This is a genomic window from Burkholderia sp. CCA53, from assembly GCF_001685525.1.
Classification (GTDB): Bacteria; Pseudomonadota; Gammaproteobacteria; order Burkholderiales; family Burkholderiaceae; genus Burkholderia; species Burkholderia multivorans.
This window is the reverse complement of the sequence record NZ_BDDJ01000001.1, coordinates 2,443,232-2,458,935: the sequence shown is the minus strand read 5'-3', so window position 1 is coordinate 2,458,935 and position 15,704 is coordinate 2,443,232. Positions and strand designations below refer to the sequence as shown.

Sequence of the window (15,704 nt, the reverse complement as noted above, 5' to 3'; positions counted from 1 at the left end):
GTAAAATACCGCCCTTTTGGCGTCCGCCGATCCGGCGGCCGCCGCCGCCAAAGCGCCGAACGGCGAATTTTGGCCGTCTAGAATACGCCGCGACGCCCGGCCCGACCGGCCGCGTGCGCGCCCGGAACGTCAGCAACAGAAGGATGGAAATGAAGAAGGCCGCCCTGTGCGCCGCCCTCGCCCTCGTGGCGGGCAGCGCCTTCGCGAAGGAGTGGAAGACCGTGCGGATCGGCGTCGACGCGAGCTACCCGCCGTTCGAATCGACCGCGCCGAGCGGCGAGATCGTCGGTTTCGATGTCGATCTCACGAAGGAAATCTGCAAGCGCATCGGCGTCAAGTGCGTATGGGTCGCGCAGGATCTCGACGGCATCATCCCGGCGCTGAAGGCGAAGAAGTACGACATCATCGTGTCGTCGCTGACGGTCACCGACAAGCGCCGCGAGCAGATCGACTTTTCCGACAAGGTCTACGACGCGCCGGCGCGGATGATCGCGAAGGCCGGCTCGCCGCTGCAGCCGACGGTCGCGTCGCTGAAAGGCAAGCGCGTCGGCGTCGAGCAGGGCTCGACGCAGGAAACCTACGCGAAGACGTACTGGGAACCGCAGGGCGTCACGATCGTTCCTTACCAGAACCAGGACCAGGTCTATGCCGATCTCGGCTCGGGCCGCCTCGACGCGACGCTGCAGGACGAACTGCAGGCCGACTACGGCTTCCTGCGCACGCCCCGCGGCAAGGGCTTCGCGTTCGCGGGCCCCGAGGTGAAGGATCCGAAGACGATCGGGGACGGCACCGCGATCGGGCTGCGCAAGGAAGATACGGACCTGAAGATCCGCATCAACAAGGCGCTGGCCGACATGCACAAGGACGGCACGTACGACCGTCTGTCGCACAAGTATTTCTCGTTCAGCGTCTACTCGGCGCGCTGAGCGCCGCGACGGGCGCAGCGGATGCGGGGGCGGCCCCGCCCCCGCGCAGTACAGGCAGTCAACCACGCGCCGCCCGCCTCCTCGCCCGCCGCTTGTATCGCGGGCGCGCCCGGCTCCGATGCCGGGGCGGACGGCATGATACGTACGGGGCGTTCCGCGCAGCTTGGCGGGCGCGTCTTTCGCGGCGCAGCCGATGCGCCGTCAGGGACCACATATGTTTCTACAAGGTTACGGCCCGCTGATCCTCGCAGGCACCTGGCAAACCGTCAAACTGGCGGTGCTTTCGCTCGCGCTGTCGTTCCTGCTGGGTCTCGTCGGCGCGGCCGCCAAACTGTCCCGCAACCGCATCGCGAACGGCGTCGGCACCGTCTATACGACGCTGATCCGCGGCGTGCCCGATCTCGTGCTGATGCTGCTGCTGTTCTACAGCATCCAGATCTGGCTGAACATGGCGACCGACGCGCTCGGCTGGGATCAGATCGACATCGACCCGTTCCTCGCCGGCGTGCTCGTGCTCGGCTTCATCTACGGCGCGTACTTCACCGAAACGTTCCGCGGCGCGTTCCTGTCGGTGCCGCGCGGCCAGCTCGAAGCGGGCAGCGCGTACGGCATGACGAACTGGCAGGTGTTCACGCGGATCATGTTCCCGCAGATGATGCGCTTCGCGCTGCCGGGCATCGGCAACAACTGGCAGGTGCTCGTGAAGTCCACCGCGCTCGTGTCGATCATCGGTCTCGCCGACGTCGTGAAGGCGTCGCAGGATGCCGGCAAGGGCACGCTGCGGTTCTTCTTCTTCACGCTGATCGCCGGCGCGATCTACCTCGCCATCACGACGATCTCGAACTTCGTGCTGATGTGGCTTGAAAAGCGCTACTCGACCGGCGTCCGCAAGGCAGACCTATGATCGAACTCATCCAAGAATACTGGCGCAACTATCTGTACACCGACGGCTACCGGATCACGGGCGTCGCGATCACGCTGTGGCTGCTCGTCGTGTCGATCGGGCTCGGGTTCTGCCTGTCGGTGCCGCTCGCGGTCGCGCGCGTGTCGAAGCGCAAATGGCTGTCGCGCGCGGTATGGCTCTATACCTACGTGTTCCGCGGCACGCCGCTCTACGTGCAGCTGCTGCTCTGCTATACGGGCCTGTACAGCCTGCAGGTCGTGCGCGGCACGCCGATGCTCGATGCGTTCTTCCGCGAAGGCATGAACTGCACGCTGCTCGCGTTCACGCTGAACACCTGCGCGTATACCACCGAGATCTTCGCGGGCGCGATCAAGGCGACGTCGTACGGCGAGATCGAAGCCGCGCGCGCGTACGGGATGTCGACGTTCACGATGTACCGCCGCGTGATCCTGCCGTCCGCGCTGCGCCGCTCGCTGCCGCTCTACAGCAACGAAGTGATCCTGATGCTGCACGCCACGACCGTCGCGTTCACCGCGACCGTGCCCGACATCCTGAAGATCGCGCGCGACGTCAACTCGGCGACCTACATGTCGTTCCACGCATTCGGGATCGCCGCCCTGCTCTATCTCGTGATCTCCTTCACGCTCGTCTGGCTGTTCCGCCGCGCCGAGCGCCGCTGGCTCGCGTATCTGCGCCCGCAAGGCAAGTAAGTTTCCGCAGGACTATTCATGAATTCCCAGACCCAGAAGCTTTTCGTCGACGATCTTCACAAGCGGTACGGCAGCAACGAGGTGCTCAAGGGCGTGTCGCTGAAGGCGAACGCCGGCGACGTGATCAGCGTGATCGGCTCGTCCGGCTCCGGCAAAAGCACGATGCTGCGCTGTATCAACTTCCTCGAGCAGCCGAATGCGGGCCGCATCTTCGTCGACCGCGAGGAAGTGCGCACCGCGGCCGACAAGACGGGCGCACTGCGCGCCGCCGATCCGAAGCAGCTGCAGCGCGTACGCACGAAGCTCGCGATGGTGTTCCAGCACTTCAATCTGTGGTCGCACATGAACGTGATCGAGAACGTGATGGAAGCGCCCGTGCACGTGCTCGGCATTTCGAAGAAGGAAGCCGAGGAGCGCGCGCGCGAGTATCTCGAGAAGGTCGGGCTCGCGCCGCGCGTCGAGAAGCAGTATCCGTCGCACCTGTCGGGCGGCCAGCAGCAGCGCGTCGCGATCGCGCGCGCGCTGGCGATGCATCCGGACGTGATGCTGTTCGACGAGCCGACTTCCGCGCTCGATCCGGAACTCGTCGGCGAAGTGCTGAAGGTGATGCAGAAGCTCGCCGAGGAAGGTCGCACGATGATCGTCGTCACGCATGAGATGGGTTTCGCGCGCAACGTCTCGAACCACGTGATGTTCCTGCACCAGGGGCGCGTCGAGGAAGAAGGCGTGCCGGCCGACGTGTTCGCGAACCCGAAGAGCGAGCGCCTGAAGCAGTTCCTGTCGGGCAGCCTCAAGTAACGCGCCGCGCGTCCCGCCGCGCAAAACGAGCGCCCCGCGGTTCGCCGCGCGGCGCTCGTTTTGCGTTTACGCGGCGTCGACCGGCGCGTCGGCGGCGAATGCGCGCAAGGCGTCGCCGGCCAGCCGGTAGCGCACCCACTCGCTCTGCGGCGCCGCGCCGACGCTTTCGTAGAAGCGGATCGCCGGTTCGTTCCAGTCGAGCACGCTCCATTCGAAACGGCCGCAGCCCGACTCGACGGCGATCCGCGCGAGCGTCTTCAGGAGCCGCAGGCCGGCGCCCGCGCCGCGAAAGCGCGGCGAGACGTACAGATCCTCCAGATACAGCCCCTGCCGGCCGAGCCAGGTCGAATACGAGAAAAAATACACGGCGAAGCCGGCCGGCTCGCCGTCGACTTCGCAGATCAGCGCATGCGCGGGCGACGCGTCGCCGAACAGGCTGCGCTCGAGCGATGCAGGCGTCGCGACGACCTCGTGCTCGGCTTTCTCGTAGACGGCCAGCTCGGTAATGAAACGCAGGATCAGCGGCACGTCGGCGACGGTCGCGCGGCGGATGTCGATTTGCACGGCAGGAGCCCTCCTTCGGCCCGGACGAAAACGGAGAGAGCGCCGCGATTCGCGCTGGCGCTCGTCGAACCGACATGCTACGTTCGCGTGGCGCCTGCAGGAAGTGCAGTTTTTTCATTCCGATCTGAACGCCATGCATCACGATTTGCGCCGTCTCGACCTGAACCTGCTGCTCGTCTTCGACGCGCTGTACCGCCACCGCTCGGTGGCCGCGGCCGCACACGAGCTCGCGATGAGTCCGTCCGCGCTGAGCCACGCGCTCGCACGGCTGCGCGACGCAATCGGCGACGCGCTGTTCGTGCGCCTCGGCAACGAGATGCAGCCGACCGTGCGCGCGGAGGACATCGCGACCTGGGCCGGCGACGCGCTCGACGCGATGTCGAAAGGGCTCGCGCGGGCGCGGCGCTTCGATCCGGCGCACAGCGACCGCACCTTCGTGTTCGCGGCGACCGACTACACGGCGTTCGCTGTGCTGCCGGCGTTCGTCGCGCAGATCCAGGAGGCGGCGCCGCGACTGCGGATCCGCGTCGTCCATTCCGACCGGAAGATCGCCGTCGACGAACTGGCCGCCGGCCGTATCGATTTCGCGCTCGGCTATCACGAGGAAGCGGTCGCCGATGCGCCGGGTATCGAAGACTTCGACTGGTTCTCGGACGACTATGTCGTGATCGCGAGTGCCGCCCACCCGACGATCCGCCGACGCCTGACGCTCGACCAGTATCTGGCGGCGCGCCACGTGGTCGTCACGCCGTGGAACGAATCGCGCGGCGTGATCGATTACGTGCTGGACCGGCTCGGCCTCGCGCGCGACGTCGCGGTGCAACTGCCGACCGTGCTGGCCGCGCCATTCATGATCGCGCAATCCGCGCTGCTGATGACCGTGCCGAACCGCGCCGCGCAGACGCTGCGGCACGCCGCGCCGATCCGCCTCTTTCCCGCGCCGTTCGAGATTCCGCGCTACACGCTGAAGGTCTACTCGCACGCGAAGCATGCGCGCACCGACGCGCACCGCTGGATTCGCGCGCGCCTGCTGGAGGCGCGGCCGCACGCCTAGCGCGCCGCACGGAGCGCGGCGAGACATCGCTGCCGAACGCGCGAGCGCATCCCTTACCCGCGGAAATCATTACGAATTACTTACCAATTCCGCGCTCTGCCCGCTTACGCCGGCGTTTTATCGACGTCAATACTGGCAATCCTTGATCCCGATTCGCCGAAATCGTGTCTCCCTTGTCGGACAAGGGTTTTCCGGCGATCGGCGGCGCGCGCACGGCCGTCGCGGGCCGTGTTGCATGGCAATTTGGCGACACGTGTTAGTCAAACAACGATTTCCGTCGCCACAAAATTGTATTTTTGCTAAATTAGTAACCAAAGTAGCAAAACGAAGTGCGTGAAATGTAGTTTAGCTTCACGACACAACAAGGAGACCCCGCAGACCCACCCGGCCGCGCGGGACCGCTCAACGGCACTCCCGTCCGCTTGCCCCGCGTGCTGCGCCGACCCGGCCCTGCACGAGGTCTCCCTGGTTATCCCGCTTTTGCCCGCCGCTCGCCGCGTCGGGCATCTCGTGCAGTCTGGGTTGACTTTTTGACAGGGTATGGAGGAGATGATGAAGAAAGCTTTGGTCGCGGCCGCGCTGATGGCTGCTGGGGTGGTGACGGCGCATGCACAGAGCAGCGTGACGCTGTACGGTCGCCTGGATGCCGGCCTCGAATACATGAACGGCTTCCAAAACGGTCACCAATTCCGCGCGGAAAGCGGCGACTGGGGCACGAGCCTGTGGGGCTTGAAGGGCACCGAAGACATCGGCGGCGGCAACAAGATCCTGTTCCACCTGGAAGGCGCGTTCAACACGATGACGGGCGGCTTCAGCGGCTCGATCTGGGATCGTTTCGCGACCGTCGGTATCTCCAACGACCGCTACGGTACGCTGCTGCTCGGTCGCGAACTCGCGATCGCAAACGGCGTGTGGGACTTCGACCCGTTCGGCCAATCGAACTGGTCGACCGCGTCGCTCGTGCGCGGCCGCAACTGGAACAAGACCAGCAACAACGTGTCGTATCAGTCGCCGCAGTTCTACGGCCTCGACTTCTACGGCCAGTTCTCGTTCTCGAACTCGACCAGCTTCAACGGCAACACGACGGCCGGCCAGCCGGGTCGTGCAGCCGGCGCGCAGATCACGTACACGAACTCGCTGTTCCAGTTGCGCGGCATCTATGACGAAACGCGCGACAGCAACGGCCGCTTCTCGGACGTGTTCAACTACTCGCGCGAATATTTCGCGGGCCTGAACGTGTTCCTCGGCCAGTTCAAGCTGCAGGCTGCTTACCAGGCCTCGCGCGCCGACGGCAGCGGCGGCCCCGCAGCGAACGCAGGCGTGACCGGCACCCAGCAAGTCTGGGGCGGCGTGACGTGGCAGGCGACGCCGGCCGCGGCACTGATCGCAGCCGTGTATCACGTGAATGCGAACCACGGCGGCGGCAACGCGAACATCTATACGGTCGGCGGCTCGTACAACATCTCGAAGCGCACGCTGTTCGACCTGCAGGTCGCGACGGTGCACAACAGCTCGACGGCGAACTTCGGCCTGAACGCGAACCCGGCCGGCACGGCCGTGTCGACCGGCAATCCGCATCCGGGTGGCAGCCAGACCGGCGTCTACGCCGGCATCCAGCACCTGTTCTGATCAGGCGCCGTCCAAAGAACGATTCGACAACGCTTTCCACGCTGCTGCGAGAGGCGCGTATCGGTGCGGTACCCAATCGGGTATCCGCACCGTTTTTTATTGGCGGGCCGGATTGCGCGGCCCATGCCGTGAAGCGATGCGGCGCTCAGACGGCCGCTTCGTTCTCCTCGCCGGTGCGGATGCGGATCACGCGCTCGACGTCCGACACGAAGATCTTGCCGTCGCCGATCTTGCCGGTGCGCGCCGCACCGATCACCGCGTCGATGACCTGATCGACCTGCGCTTCGGCGACGACCACCTCGATCTTCATCTTCGGCAGGAAATCGACGACATATTCGGCGCCGCGATACAGCTCGGTATGCCCCTTCTGGCGGCCGAAGCCCTTCACTTCGGTCACGGTCAGCCCGGTAAGCCCCACTTCGGCGAGCGCTTCGCGGACTTCGTCCAGCTTGAACGGCTTGATGATGGCAGTGATGCGTTTCATGATGGTTGTCCCTCAATGCTCGTGTGGAATGAAAAATCGCGATCCCGATTGTAAGCCGCCGACGTCGCGCGCGGCTCAGTCAAGGCCTTCGCCGAGGCGTTCGCCAAGGCGTTCGGCAAAGCGCGACGTGATGGGATAACGCCAGTCGCGCCCGAACGCACGGTGCGTGACGCGAATCCCGATCGGCGCCTGGCGCCGCTTGTACTCGTTGAGCTTGATGAGCCGCGTCACGCGCGCGACGTCGGCCGGCGCGTAGCCGGCCGCGACGATTTCGGCGAGCGGGCGGTCCTCTTCCATGTACATCCGCATGATCGCGTCGAGCACGTCGTAAGGCGGCAGGCTGTCCTGGTCGGTCTGGTTCTCGCGCAGTTCGGCCGACGGCGCGCGCGTGAGGATCCGTTCGGGGATGATGTCGCGCCGCCCGTAGTCGGACGTCGCGTTCCGGTAGCGGCACAGCCGGTAGACCAGCGTTTTGGCGATGTCCTTCAGCACCGCGAAGCCGCCCGCCATGTCGCCGTACAGCGTGCAGTAGCCGACCGCCATCTCGCTCTTGTTGCCGGTAGTCAGCACGATCGAGCCGAACTTGTTCGACAGCGCCATCAGCAGCGTGCCGCGGATGCGCGCCTGGATGTTCTCCTCGGTCGCGTCTTCCGCGCGGCCCACGAATTCGGCGGCGAGCGCCGCCCGGAACGCGTCGAACATCGGCGCGATCGCGATCTCGTCGTAGCGCACGCCGACGCGCCGCGCCATGTCGGCCGCGTCCGTCGTCGAGATGTCGGCCGTGTAGCGCGACGGCATCATCACGGCGCGCACGCGCTCGGGCCCGAGCGCATCGCACGCGACGGCCAGCACGAGCGCCGAATCGACGCCGCCCGACAGCCCGATCAGCACGCCCGGAAAGCCGTTCTTGCCGATGTAGTCGCGCACGCCGAGCACGAGCGCGCGATAGACCTGCGCGTCGACCGGCAGCGGCGACGCGATCGCGCCGGGCAGCGGCCGCGCGCCGTCGAATTCGACGATCGCGTGCCCCTCGTCGAACTGCGGCATCTGTGCGACGAGCGTGCCCTGCCCGTCGAGCACGAACGAGCCGCCGTCGAACACCAGTTCGTCCTGCCCGCCGACGAGGTTCACGTACACCATCGGCAGCCCCGTCTCGCGGATCCGCGCGCGCAGGATGTCGACGCGCATCGCTTCCTTGTTCATGTGGTACGGCGAGCCGTTCGGGATCAGCAGCACCTGCGCGCCGGCCGCCTTCGCGATCTGCGCGGCCGACGCGTGCCACGCATCCTCGCAGATGATCGCGCCGAATTTCACGCCGTTGAGCTCGAAGACGAGCGGCTCGGCGTCGGTCGCGAAATAGCGCTTCTCGTCGAACACCTCGGCGTTCGGCAGATCCTGCTTGCGGTAGGTGCCGACGATCCGGCCGCCGACGATCAGCGACGCCGCGTTGTACGTGTCGACCGGCGGCACGCCGCGCTCGATCGGGCGGTTTGCATTACCATCGACGCCTGGCGCACCGCGCAGCGGATGACCGACCAGCACCGCGAGCCCGTCGAGCGGCTTGAGCGCATCGGCGAGCGCGTCGAGCGCGGCGGCCGCTTCCGCGTAGAACGCGGGACGCAGCAGCAGGTCTTCCGGCGGATAGCCGGACAGCGCGAGTTCCGGCGCGATCATCAGGTGCGCACCATCTTCGTGCGCGGCACGGGCCGCCGCGACGATGCGCGCGACGTTGCCGGCAAAGTCGCCGACGGTGACGTTGATCTGGGCGAGAGCGAGTCGGGTCTTCATGACGGGAGCGGCGCAGCCGGGCGGCGCGCGGTGAACGGCTGACGAAAACGTCGCGGGGCGCGCACGCAACCGGCGACATCCAAACGGTACGGATTCACGCTTGAAACACGAACGCATCGATTATCGCACGGGCATCCTGTCGTCCCCCGCCGAGGTCGCGGCAGACGAATGGAACGCGCTGCTCGCGCGCGACGCGCAGCCGACGCCGTTCCTGCGCCACGAGTTCCTCGACGCGCTGCATGTCGCGCGCTGCGCCGTCGACGAAACCGGCTGGTCGCCGCACTTCGTCACGCTGACCGACGCGCGCACGGGCCGGCTCGCGGCGGCCGCGCCCGTCTATGCGAAGCAGCATTCGTACGGCGAATACGTGTTCGACTGGGCCTGGGCCGACGCCTATCAGCGCAACGGGCTGTCGTACTACCCGAAGCTGCTGTGCGCGGTACCGTTCACGCCGGTGCAGGGCACGCGGCTGCTCGCCGTCGACGACGACGCGCGCCGCCGTCTCGCCGCGACGCTGCTCGCGTTCGCCGAGCAGAGCGACGCATCGTCGCTGCACGTGCTGTTCCCGACCGGCGACGAGGCGCGGCTGCTCGAATCGATGGGGATGATGCTGCGCGAAGGCGTGCAGTTCCACTGGGTCAACGACGGCTACCGGCACTTCGACGACTTCCTCGGCACGCTCGAACAGAAAAAGCGCAAGAACATCCGCGCGGAGCGCCGCAAGGTGCGCGACGCGGGCGTCACGTTCCGGCGGCTCACCGGCGAGCGCATCACCGATGCGGACTGGCGCTTCTTCACGCGCTGCTACCGGCAGACCTATCGCGAACACTATTCGAGCCCGTACCTGAATCTCGACTTCTTCCGCGCGATCGGCGCGACGATGCCCGAGAACCTGCTGCTCGTGATCGCCGAAGCCGACGGGCAGCCGATCGCGAGCGCGCTGGCCGTCTATCGTCGCGGCGAGCATGGCGGCGGCACGCTGTACGGCCGCTACTGGGGGGCGCTCGAGCACGTGCCCTGCCTGCATTTCGAGACGGCGTACTATCAGCTGCTCGAGTTCTGCATCGAAGCGGAACTCGACACGTTCGAAGGCGGCGCGCAAGGCGAGCACAAGCTCGCGCGCGGCTTTCTGCCGACCGTCACGCACTCCGCGCACTGGCTCGCGCATCCGGCCTTCGCCGACGCGGTCGCGCACTTTCTCGAACGCGAGACCGAGCATATCCACGCGTACGTCGACGAATTGCGCGAGCACGATCCGTTTCGGCGCAGCCGAAGCTAGCGTCGCCGCATCCCGCCCGACGTCTCGGCGCGACGTTCGTGCGGCAACGCGAACGTCGTCGATGCGCGGTCGATCGGTGCGCCGGCGCGATACGGAGGCCCGCGATTCGCGATGTGGCACGAAACGACGCATCGGCAATCACGTCGCGACCCGGCCGGATTCCGCGCGTTCGTCGCCCCGCCCCGCGCGCGCCGCGTTCGCACCCTTCGCCGCTTGCCCGCGATCGCGCATGCCATTTCTGAGACACTTGCGGTTCCGCACTCCGCCGATTGGTCATGTCCTGGTTTCTGTATCTGATCGAATGCGTCGACGACAGCGTCTACACGGGCATCACGACCGACGTCGCCGCGCGCTTCGACGAACACGCGGCCGGCAAGGGCGCGCGCTACACGCGCTCGCGCAAGCCGCGCGCCGTGCTCGCGTCGTTTCCGTTGCCCGACCGGTCGATCGCGTCGAAGGCCGAATACTGGGTGAAACGGCTGACCGCCACGCAAAAGCGCGAACTGGCCGCCGGTATCCGGACGCTTGCGTCGGTCTTGCCGGCCGCGCTGTTCGCGGTCGAAGACGAAGTGGAGCGCGTTGCGGCCGGCCAGCCTCCGCGTACGGGTGCCGGCCGGCGACGTGGCGCGAAAGCATCGGTTGCCGTGGAGAAATCGGCCGACGCGATCGGGCCATCGAAGGCCGCACGCGCAGCGACGCGCGCGCAGCAGGCCACGGGGGCCGAAACGCCTGTCCCGGCCATCCGCAGCGCGAAAGCGCCGCAGGTCGAGAAGGCGACGAAGACGAAAAGGACGGCCAAGCCGACGAAGGTACCGGCGCCGGCACGCGCCGAAAAAAGCACAAAGCCCGCAAAAGCCGCACAACCGGCAACAGCCCCCAAAGCCCCGACATCCGGACCGAAGCGCCCGCCATCCGCGCGCTCCATCGCCGCCGCGCCACGCAAAACCGTCCGCACAAAACAAAACCGCGCGGCCTCGTGACGAGACTCGCGCGGTTTGCCTGCACCGCGAACCGGCCGCCGGGCCGGCGCGCCGCTTACTTCTTGTAGTTGGCGACGCCGTCGGTGATTTCCTTGTGCGCGGCATCGATGCCGGCCCAGCCTTCGACCTTCACCCACTTGCCCTTCTCGAGCGCCTTGTATTGCTCGAAGAAGTGCTTGATCTGGTCCTTCAGGTACTCCGGCACGTCGTCGATCGACTTCAGGTTCGCCGTCATCGGGCAGACCTTGTCGTGCGGCACCGCGATCAGCTTCGCGTCGACGCCCGACTCGTCCGTCATCTGCAGCATGCCGAGCGCGCGCGAACGCACGATCGAGCCGGCCAGCAGCGGGAACGGCGTGATCACCAGCACGTCGACCGGATCGCCGTCGCCCGACAGCGTCTGCGGGATGTAGCCGTAGTTCACCGGATAGCGCATGCCGGTGCCGATGAAGCGGTCGACGACGAGGAGGCCCAACTCCTTGTCCGCCTCGTACTTCACCGGATCGCTCTGCGCGGGAATCTCGATGATCACGTTGAAATCTTGCGGCAGGTCCTTGCCGGCCGGAACATGATTGAAGCTCATGAACGCTCTCTGTTGGTCGATGGGAAGTCGGGACAGGGCCGCCGCGGCCGGTGCGCGACGCGGGCGTCCCCGCAGGGAATGCGCCATTATAGCCAATCGACCGGTGGCGTCCGGACGACGATCGGCCGATAATCGTTCCCGATGTCCGGCGCTCGGACACGATCCGGCGCGGCACCGCCGCGGCCGCCGCGACACGACAGCACGACTCCGACCCACCGACCGGCCTCGCAGCCGGGCACCGGCGCCACGTGGCCCGGCACGACAGGAGCAGGCATGGAAGAGGCAAAGCATTTCATCGCGGGCGAATGGACGTTGCCCGCGCAACTGGAAACGATCGCCGTCATCGATCCGTCCGACGGCCAGCCGTTCGCGACGATCGCGCGCGGCACCGCGCCGGACATCGAGCGCGCCGTCGCCGCCGCGCGCGACGCGTTCGCCGGTGCGTGGGGCGCCGCGAGCGCGGCCGAGCGCGGCCGCGTGCTGATGCGGCTTTCGATGCGCGTCGCCGATCATCTCGACGAACTGGCCGCGATCGAGGCGCGCGACACCGGCAAGCCGCTCAAGCAGGCACGCGCCGACGCAGCCGCGCTCGCGCGCTACTTCGAGTTCTACGCGGGCGCCGCCGACAAGCTGCACGGCGAAACGCTGCCCTATCAGGCCGGCTACACGGTGCTGACCATACGCGAGCCGCACGGCGTGACGGGCCACATCGTGCCGTGGAACTATCCGATGCAGATCTTCGGGCGCAGCGTCGGCGCGGCGCTCGCGGCCGGCAACGCGTGCGTCGTGAAGCCGGCCGAGGACGCCTGTCTGTCGCTGCTGCGCATCGCGCAGCTCGCGGCCGAAGCCGGGCTGCCGGCCGGCGCGCTGAACATCGTCACCGGTTACGGCCACGAGGCGGGTGCCGCGCTCGCGCGTCATCCGGGCATCGACCACATTTCGTTTACCGGCTCGCCGGCAACCGGCAAGCTCGTCGCGCAGATGGCCGCCGAGAACCACGTGCCCGTCACGCTCGAGCTCGGCGGCAAGTCGCCGCAGATCGTGTTCGCCGATGCCGACCTCGACGCGGCGCTGCCCGTGCTCGTGTCGGCGATCGTGCAGAACGGCGGCCAGACCTGTTCGGCGGGCAGCCGCGTGCTGATCGAGCGCGCAGTCTACGAGCCGCTCGTCGAACGGCTCGCGACCGCATTCAACGGGCTGCGCGTCGGCCCGAGCCGCGCCGATCTCGACTGCGGCCCGCTGATCAACGCGAAGCAGCAGCAGCGCGTGTGGGACTTCCTGTCCGATGCGCAGCATGACGGCATTCCGATGGCCGCGCACGGGCAGGTCGTCGCGGACGCGCCGGAAACCGGCTTCTACCAGGCGCCCGCGCTGCTGCGCGACGTGCCGCCGTCGCATCGCCTCGCGCAGGAGGAAGTGTTCGGGCCCGTGCTCGCCGCGATGCGCTTCGCCGACGAAGACGAAGCGCTCGCGCTCGCCAACGGCACGCCGTACGGGCTCGTGGCCGGCATCTGGACGCGCGACGGCGCGCGTCAGATGCGGCTCGCGCGGCGCGTGCGCGCGGGCCAGGTGTTCATCAACAACTACGGCGCCGGCGGCGGCGTCGAGCTGCCGTTCGGCGGCACCGGGCATTCGGGTCACGGTCGCGAAAAGGGCTTCGAGGCGCTGTACGGCTTCACCGCGCTGAAGACGATCGCGATCCGGCACGGCTGAGCGGCCACGCGGGCGGCGGCGCGCGCATCCGTGCATGCCGGCCGCGGTGCAGCGCATCGGCTGCGCAGCAATACGACGACAACGAATCGAATACAGGAGACAGACCATGCGGTTGAGCGGCAAGACGGCGATCGTCACGGGCGGCGGCTCGGGCTTCGGCGAAGGCATCGCGAAGACGTATGCGCGCGAAGGCGCGAACGTCGTCGTCAACGATCTGAACGGCGCGGCGGCCGAGCGTGTCGCGAGCGAGATCGCGCTCGCGGGCGGCAAGGCGATCGCGGTCGCGGGCGACGTGTCGCAAAGCGACGACTGGCGCGCGCTGCTGCAGGCGGCGCTCGACGATTTCCACGCGGTGCAGATCGTCGTGAACAACGCGGGCACCACGCATCGCAACAAGCCCGTGCTCGACGTGACCGAAGCCGAGTTCGACCGCGTGTACGCGGTGAACATGAAGAGCCTGTTCTGGAGCGTGCAGACCTTCGTGCCGTATTTCCGCACGCAGGGCGGCGGCGTGTTCGTCAACGTCGCCTCGACGGCCGGCGTGCGGCCGCGCCCGGGCCTCGTCTGGTACAACAGCACGAAAGGCGCGATGATCACCGCGAGCAAGTCGCTCGCGGCCGAGCTCGGCGCCGATCGCATCCGCGTGAACTGCATCAACCCGGTACTCGGCGAGACCGCGCTCATGACCGAGTTCATGGGCTGCGAAGACACGCCCGAGAATCGCCGCCGCTTCCTCGCGACGATTCCGCTCGGCCGCTTCTCGACGCCGCAGGACATCGCGAACGCGGCGCTCTATCTCGCGTCCGACGAAGCCGAATTCATCACGGGCGTCTGCCTCGAAGTCGACGGCGGCCGCTGCATCTAGCGTCCGCCGCTTCCGGACCCGGCGCGCGAGCGCCGGCATCGCTGCACCGCAATGCCTAGCACGACAACCGGCGCCGCACCCGTGCGCTGCCGGCTCACGACAAGGACAGGAGACAACATGGCAACATCGACGCAGTCGCTGCCGGGCTCGTCCGGCGCATTCGAGGAAGCAACCTACCGGAAGGTATCGTGGCGGCTCACGCCGCTGCTGCTGCTCTGCTACGTGGTCGCGTATCTCGACCGCGTCAACGTCGGCTTCGCGAAGCTGCAGATGGCGAGCGACCTGAATCTCAGCGATACCGTGTACGGGCTCGGCGCGGGTATCTTCTTCTTCGGCTACTTCCTGTTCGAGGTGCCGAGCAACATCATCCTGCACAAGGTGGGCGCGCGCGTCTGGATCGCGCGGATCATGGCGACGTGGGGCGTGATCTCGATCCTCACGATGTTCGTGACGACGCCCGCGATGTTCTACGTGATGCGCTTTCTGCTCGGCGTCGCGGAAGCGGGCTTCTTTCCCGGCGTGATCCTGTACCTGACCTACTGGTATCCCGCGCACCGGCGCGGGCGCATGACGACGTTCTTCATGACGGCCGTCGCGCTGTCGGGCGTGATCGGCGGCCCGATCTCGGGCTTCATCCTGAAAGCGTTCGACGGCATCAGCGGCTGGCACGGCTGGCAGTGGCTGTTCCTGCTCGAAGGCATTCCGTCGGTGCTCGCCGGCGTGCTCGTGTTCTTCGCGCTCGACGACCGGATCGCGAAAGCGACGTGGCTCACCGACGAGGAAAAGGCGCTGCTCGCGCGCAACGTCGACGCGGAGGAAGCGACGAAGGAAGACCTGCCGCTCGGCGCGGTGATGGCGAGCCCGCGCGTATGGCTGATGGCGCTGATCTACTTCTCGTTCGTGATGGGGCTGTACGGCGTCGGCTTCTGGCTGCCGACCATCATCAAGGCGACCGGCGTGACCGACACGCTCGCGATCGGCCTGCTGTCGGCCGTGCCGTATGCGGCCGCGGTCGTCGCGATGATCCTGATCGCGCGCAGCGCGGACAAGCATCGCGAACGGCGCTGGCACCTCGCGATTCCGGCCGCGCTCGGCGCGGTCGGCCTCGTGCTGTCGGTCGTGTGGGCACACGAGACGGCGCTCGCGATGCTCGGCCTCACGCTCGCGACGATCGGCATCCTGACGACGCTGCCGCTGTTCTGGAGCCTGCCGACCGCGTTCCTCGGCGGCGCGGCCGCCGCTGCGGGCATCGCGATGATCAACTCGATCGGCAACCTCGCGGGCTTCCTGAGCCCCTATCTGATGGGCTGGCTTAAGCAGGCGACCGGCGCGAACGACGCGGGCATGTACATGCTGGCCGGCTTCCTCGTGCTCGGCGGCCTGCTCGCGCTGTCGGTGCCGAAGCGGCTCGTCGATAAATGATGCCG

The 15,704-nt window shown here is 67.2% G+C and carries 15 protein-coding genes; 11 read left to right on the top strand and 4 right to left on the bottom strand.

Going from position 1 to position 15,704, the window contains the following annotated elements; all coding sequences use genetic code 11:
• Window positions 1-149: 149 nt before the first annotated feature.
• The 4 genes from BCR55_RS11415 to BCR55_RS11400 all read left to right on the top strand — a co-directional run bounded on the left by BCR55_RS11415 (window position 150) and on the right by BCR55_RS11400 (window position 3,338).
• Window positions 150-926 (top strand): ABC transporter substrate-binding protein, encoded by a 777-nt coding sequence (locus BCR55_RS11415; RefSeq protein ID WP_035947805.1) that lies wholly within the window; start codon window positions 150-152, stop codon window positions 924-926.
• A 214-nt stretch (window positions 927-1,140) separates the two neighbouring features.
• Entirely contained in the window at window positions 1,141-1,830 is a 690-nt protein-coding gene (locus BCR55_RS11410; protein WP_006398643.1) for an ABC transporter permease, read from the top strand.
• Entirely contained in the window at window positions 1,827-2,540 is a 714-nt protein-coding gene (locus tag BCR55_RS11405; protein WP_006398642.1) for an ABC transporter permease, read from the top strand. The genes BCR55_RS11410 and BCR55_RS11405 overlap by 4 nt, the downstream gene beginning before the upstream one ends.
• 18 nt (window positions 2,541-2,558) lie before the next feature.
• On the top strand, window positions 2,559-3,338 hold the full coding sequence (locus BCR55_RS11400; protein ID WP_006398641.1) for an ABC transporter ATP-binding protein: 780 nt from the start codon (window positions 2,559-2,561) through the stop codon (window positions 3,336-3,338).
• A gap of 66 nt (window positions 3,339-3,404) precedes the next feature.
• Here the strand turns inward: BCR55_RS11400 and BCR55_RS11395 are convergent, their stop codons facing one another.
• Window positions 3,405-3,902, bottom strand: a complete 498-nt coding sequence (locus BCR55_RS11395) for a GNAT family N-acetyltransferase (protein ID WP_048805849.1) — start codon at window positions 3,900-3,902, stop codon at window positions 3,405-3,407.
• Window positions 3,903-4,035: 133 nt separating this feature from the next.
• Between BCR55_RS11395 and BCR55_RS11390 the strand changes: the two genes are divergently transcribed.
• Both BCR55_RS11390 and BCR55_RS11385 read left to right on the top strand, forming a co-directional pair.
• On the top strand, window positions 4,036-4,956 hold the full coding sequence (locus BCR55_RS11390; RefSeq protein WP_065494957.1) for a LysR family transcriptional regulator: 921 nt from the start codon (window positions 4,036-4,038) through the stop codon (window positions 4,954-4,956).
• A gap of 549 nt (window positions 4,957-5,505) precedes the next feature.
• Complete coding sequence (locus BCR55_RS11385) at window positions 5,506-6,585, top strand: porin (RefSeq protein WP_065494955.1); 1,080 nt, start codon at window positions 5,506-5,508, stop codon at window positions 6,583-6,585.
• A gap of 145 nt (window positions 6,586-6,730) precedes the next feature.
• Here the strand turns inward: BCR55_RS11385 and BCR55_RS11380 are convergent, their stop codons facing one another.
• Window positions 6,731-7,069 carry a P-II family nitrogen regulator gene (locus BCR55_RS11380; RefSeq protein WP_006398637.1) on the bottom strand — a complete coding sequence of 113 codons (339 nt, stop codon included), beginning with the start codon at window positions 7,067-7,069 and terminating at the stop codon, window positions 6,731-6,733.
• Between the two features lie 75 nt (window positions 7,070-7,144).
• Window positions 7,145-8,857 carry an NAD+ synthase gene (locus BCR55_RS11375; protein WP_065494568.1) on the bottom strand — a complete coding sequence of 571 codons (1,713 nt, stop codon included), beginning with the start codon at window positions 8,855-8,857 and terminating at the stop codon, window positions 7,145-7,147.
• Between the two features lie 100 nt (window positions 8,858-8,957).
• On the opposite strand from BCR55_RS11375, the gene BCR55_RS11370 reads away from it, so the two are divergent.
• Together BCR55_RS11370 and BCR55_RS11365 are read left to right on the top strand one after the other, a co-directional pair.
• Window positions 8,958-10,136 (top strand): GNAT family N-acetyltransferase, encoded by a 1,179-nt coding sequence (locus tag BCR55_RS11370; RefSeq protein WP_065494567.1) that lies wholly within the window; start codon window positions 8,958-8,960, stop codon window positions 10,134-10,136.
• Window positions 10,137-10,411: 275 nt separating this feature from the next.
• Complete coding sequence (locus BCR55_RS11365; protein WP_065494566.1) at window positions 10,412-11,116, top strand: GIY-YIG nuclease family protein; 705 nt, start codon at window positions 10,412-10,414, stop codon at window positions 11,114-11,116.
• 55 nt (window positions 11,117-11,171) lie between these two features.
• On the opposite strand, the gene ppa is transcribed toward BCR55_RS11365, so the two are convergent.
• Window positions 11,172-11,699 (bottom strand): inorganic diphosphatase, encoded by a 528-nt coding sequence (gene ppa / locus BCR55_RS11360; protein WP_006398629.1) that lies wholly within the window; start codon window positions 11,697-11,699, stop codon window positions 11,172-11,174.
• 273 nt (window positions 11,700-11,972) lie between these two features.
• On the opposite strand from ppa, the gene BCR55_RS11355 reads away from it, so the two are divergent.
• From BCR55_RS11355 to BCR55_RS11345, 3 genes are all read left to right on the top strand, one after another.
• Window positions 11,973-13,412, top strand: coding sequence for an aldehyde dehydrogenase family protein (locus BCR55_RS11355; RefSeq protein WP_065494565.1), 1,440 nt, complete (start codon window positions 11,973-11,975; stop codon window positions 13,410-13,412).
• Window positions 13,413-13,518: 106 nt separating this feature from the next.
• Window positions 13,519-14,277, top strand: a complete 759-nt coding sequence (locus BCR55_RS11350) for an SDR family oxidoreductase (protein WP_035488651.1) — start codon at window positions 13,519-13,521, stop codon at window positions 14,275-14,277.
• Between the two features lie 117 nt (window positions 14,278-14,394).
• Window positions 14,395-15,699: an MFS transporter gene (locus BCR55_RS11345; RefSeq protein ID WP_006405812.1), complete on the top strand. Its 1,305-nt coding sequence runs from the start codon at window positions 14,395-14,397 to the stop codon at window positions 15,697-15,699.
• The last annotated feature ends 5 nt before the right edge of the window (window positions 15,700-15,704 follow it).

What these genes read in the sequence shown, in the direction of transcription:
- BCR55_RS11415 (WP_035947805.1), top strand. Translation starts at nt 150, where the DNA reads ATGAAGAAGGCCGCCCTGTGCGCCGCCCTCGCCCTCGTGGCGGGCAGC.
- BCR55_RS11410 (WP_006398643.1), top strand. Translation starts at nt 1,141, where the DNA reads ATGTTTCTACAAGGTTACGGCCCGCTGATCCTCGCAGGCACCTGGCAA.
- BCR55_RS11405 (WP_006398642.1), top strand. Translation starts at nt 1,827, where the DNA reads ATGATCGAACTCATCCAAGAATACTGGCGCAACTATCTGTACACCGAC.
- BCR55_RS11400 (WP_006398641.1), top strand. Translation starts at nt 2,559, where the DNA reads ATGAATTCCCAGACCCAGAAGCTTTTCGTCGACGATCTTCACAAGCGG.
- BCR55_RS11390 (WP_065494957.1), top strand. Translation starts at nt 4,036, where the DNA reads ATGCATCACGATTTGCGCCGTCTCGACCTGAACCTGCTGCTCGTCTTC.
- BCR55_RS11385 (WP_065494955.1), top strand. Translation starts at nt 5,506, where the DNA reads ATGATGAAGAAAGCTTTGGTCGCGGCCGCGCTGATGGCTGCTGGGGTG.
- BCR55_RS11380 (WP_006398637.1), bottom strand. Translation starts at nt 7,069, where the DNA reads ATGAAACGCATCACTGCCATCATCAAGCCGTTCAAGCTGGACGAAGTC.
- BCR55_RS11375 (WP_065494568.1), bottom strand. Translation starts at nt 8,857, where the DNA reads ATGAAGACCCGACTCGCTCTCGCCCAGATCAACGTCACCGTCGGCGAC.
- BCR55_RS11365 (WP_065494566.1), top strand. Translation starts at nt 10,412, where the DNA reads ATGTCCTGGTTTCTGTATCTGATCGAATGCGTCGACGACAGCGTCTAC.
- ppa (WP_006398629.1), bottom strand. Translation starts at nt 11,699, where the DNA reads ATGAGCTTCAATCATGTTCCGGCCGGCAAGGACCTGCCGCAAGATTTC.
- BCR55_RS11355 (WP_065494565.1), top strand. Translation starts at nt 11,973, where the DNA reads ATGGAAGAGGCAAAGCATTTCATCGCGGGCGAATGGACGTTGCCCGCG.
- BCR55_RS11350 (WP_035488651.1), top strand. Translation starts at nt 13,519, where the DNA reads ATGCGGTTGAGCGGCAAGACGGCGATCGTCACGGGCGGCGGCTCGGGC.
- BCR55_RS11345 (WP_006405812.1), top strand. Translation starts at nt 14,395, where the DNA reads ATGGCAACATCGACGCAGTCGCTGCCGGGCTCGTCCGGCGCATTCGAG.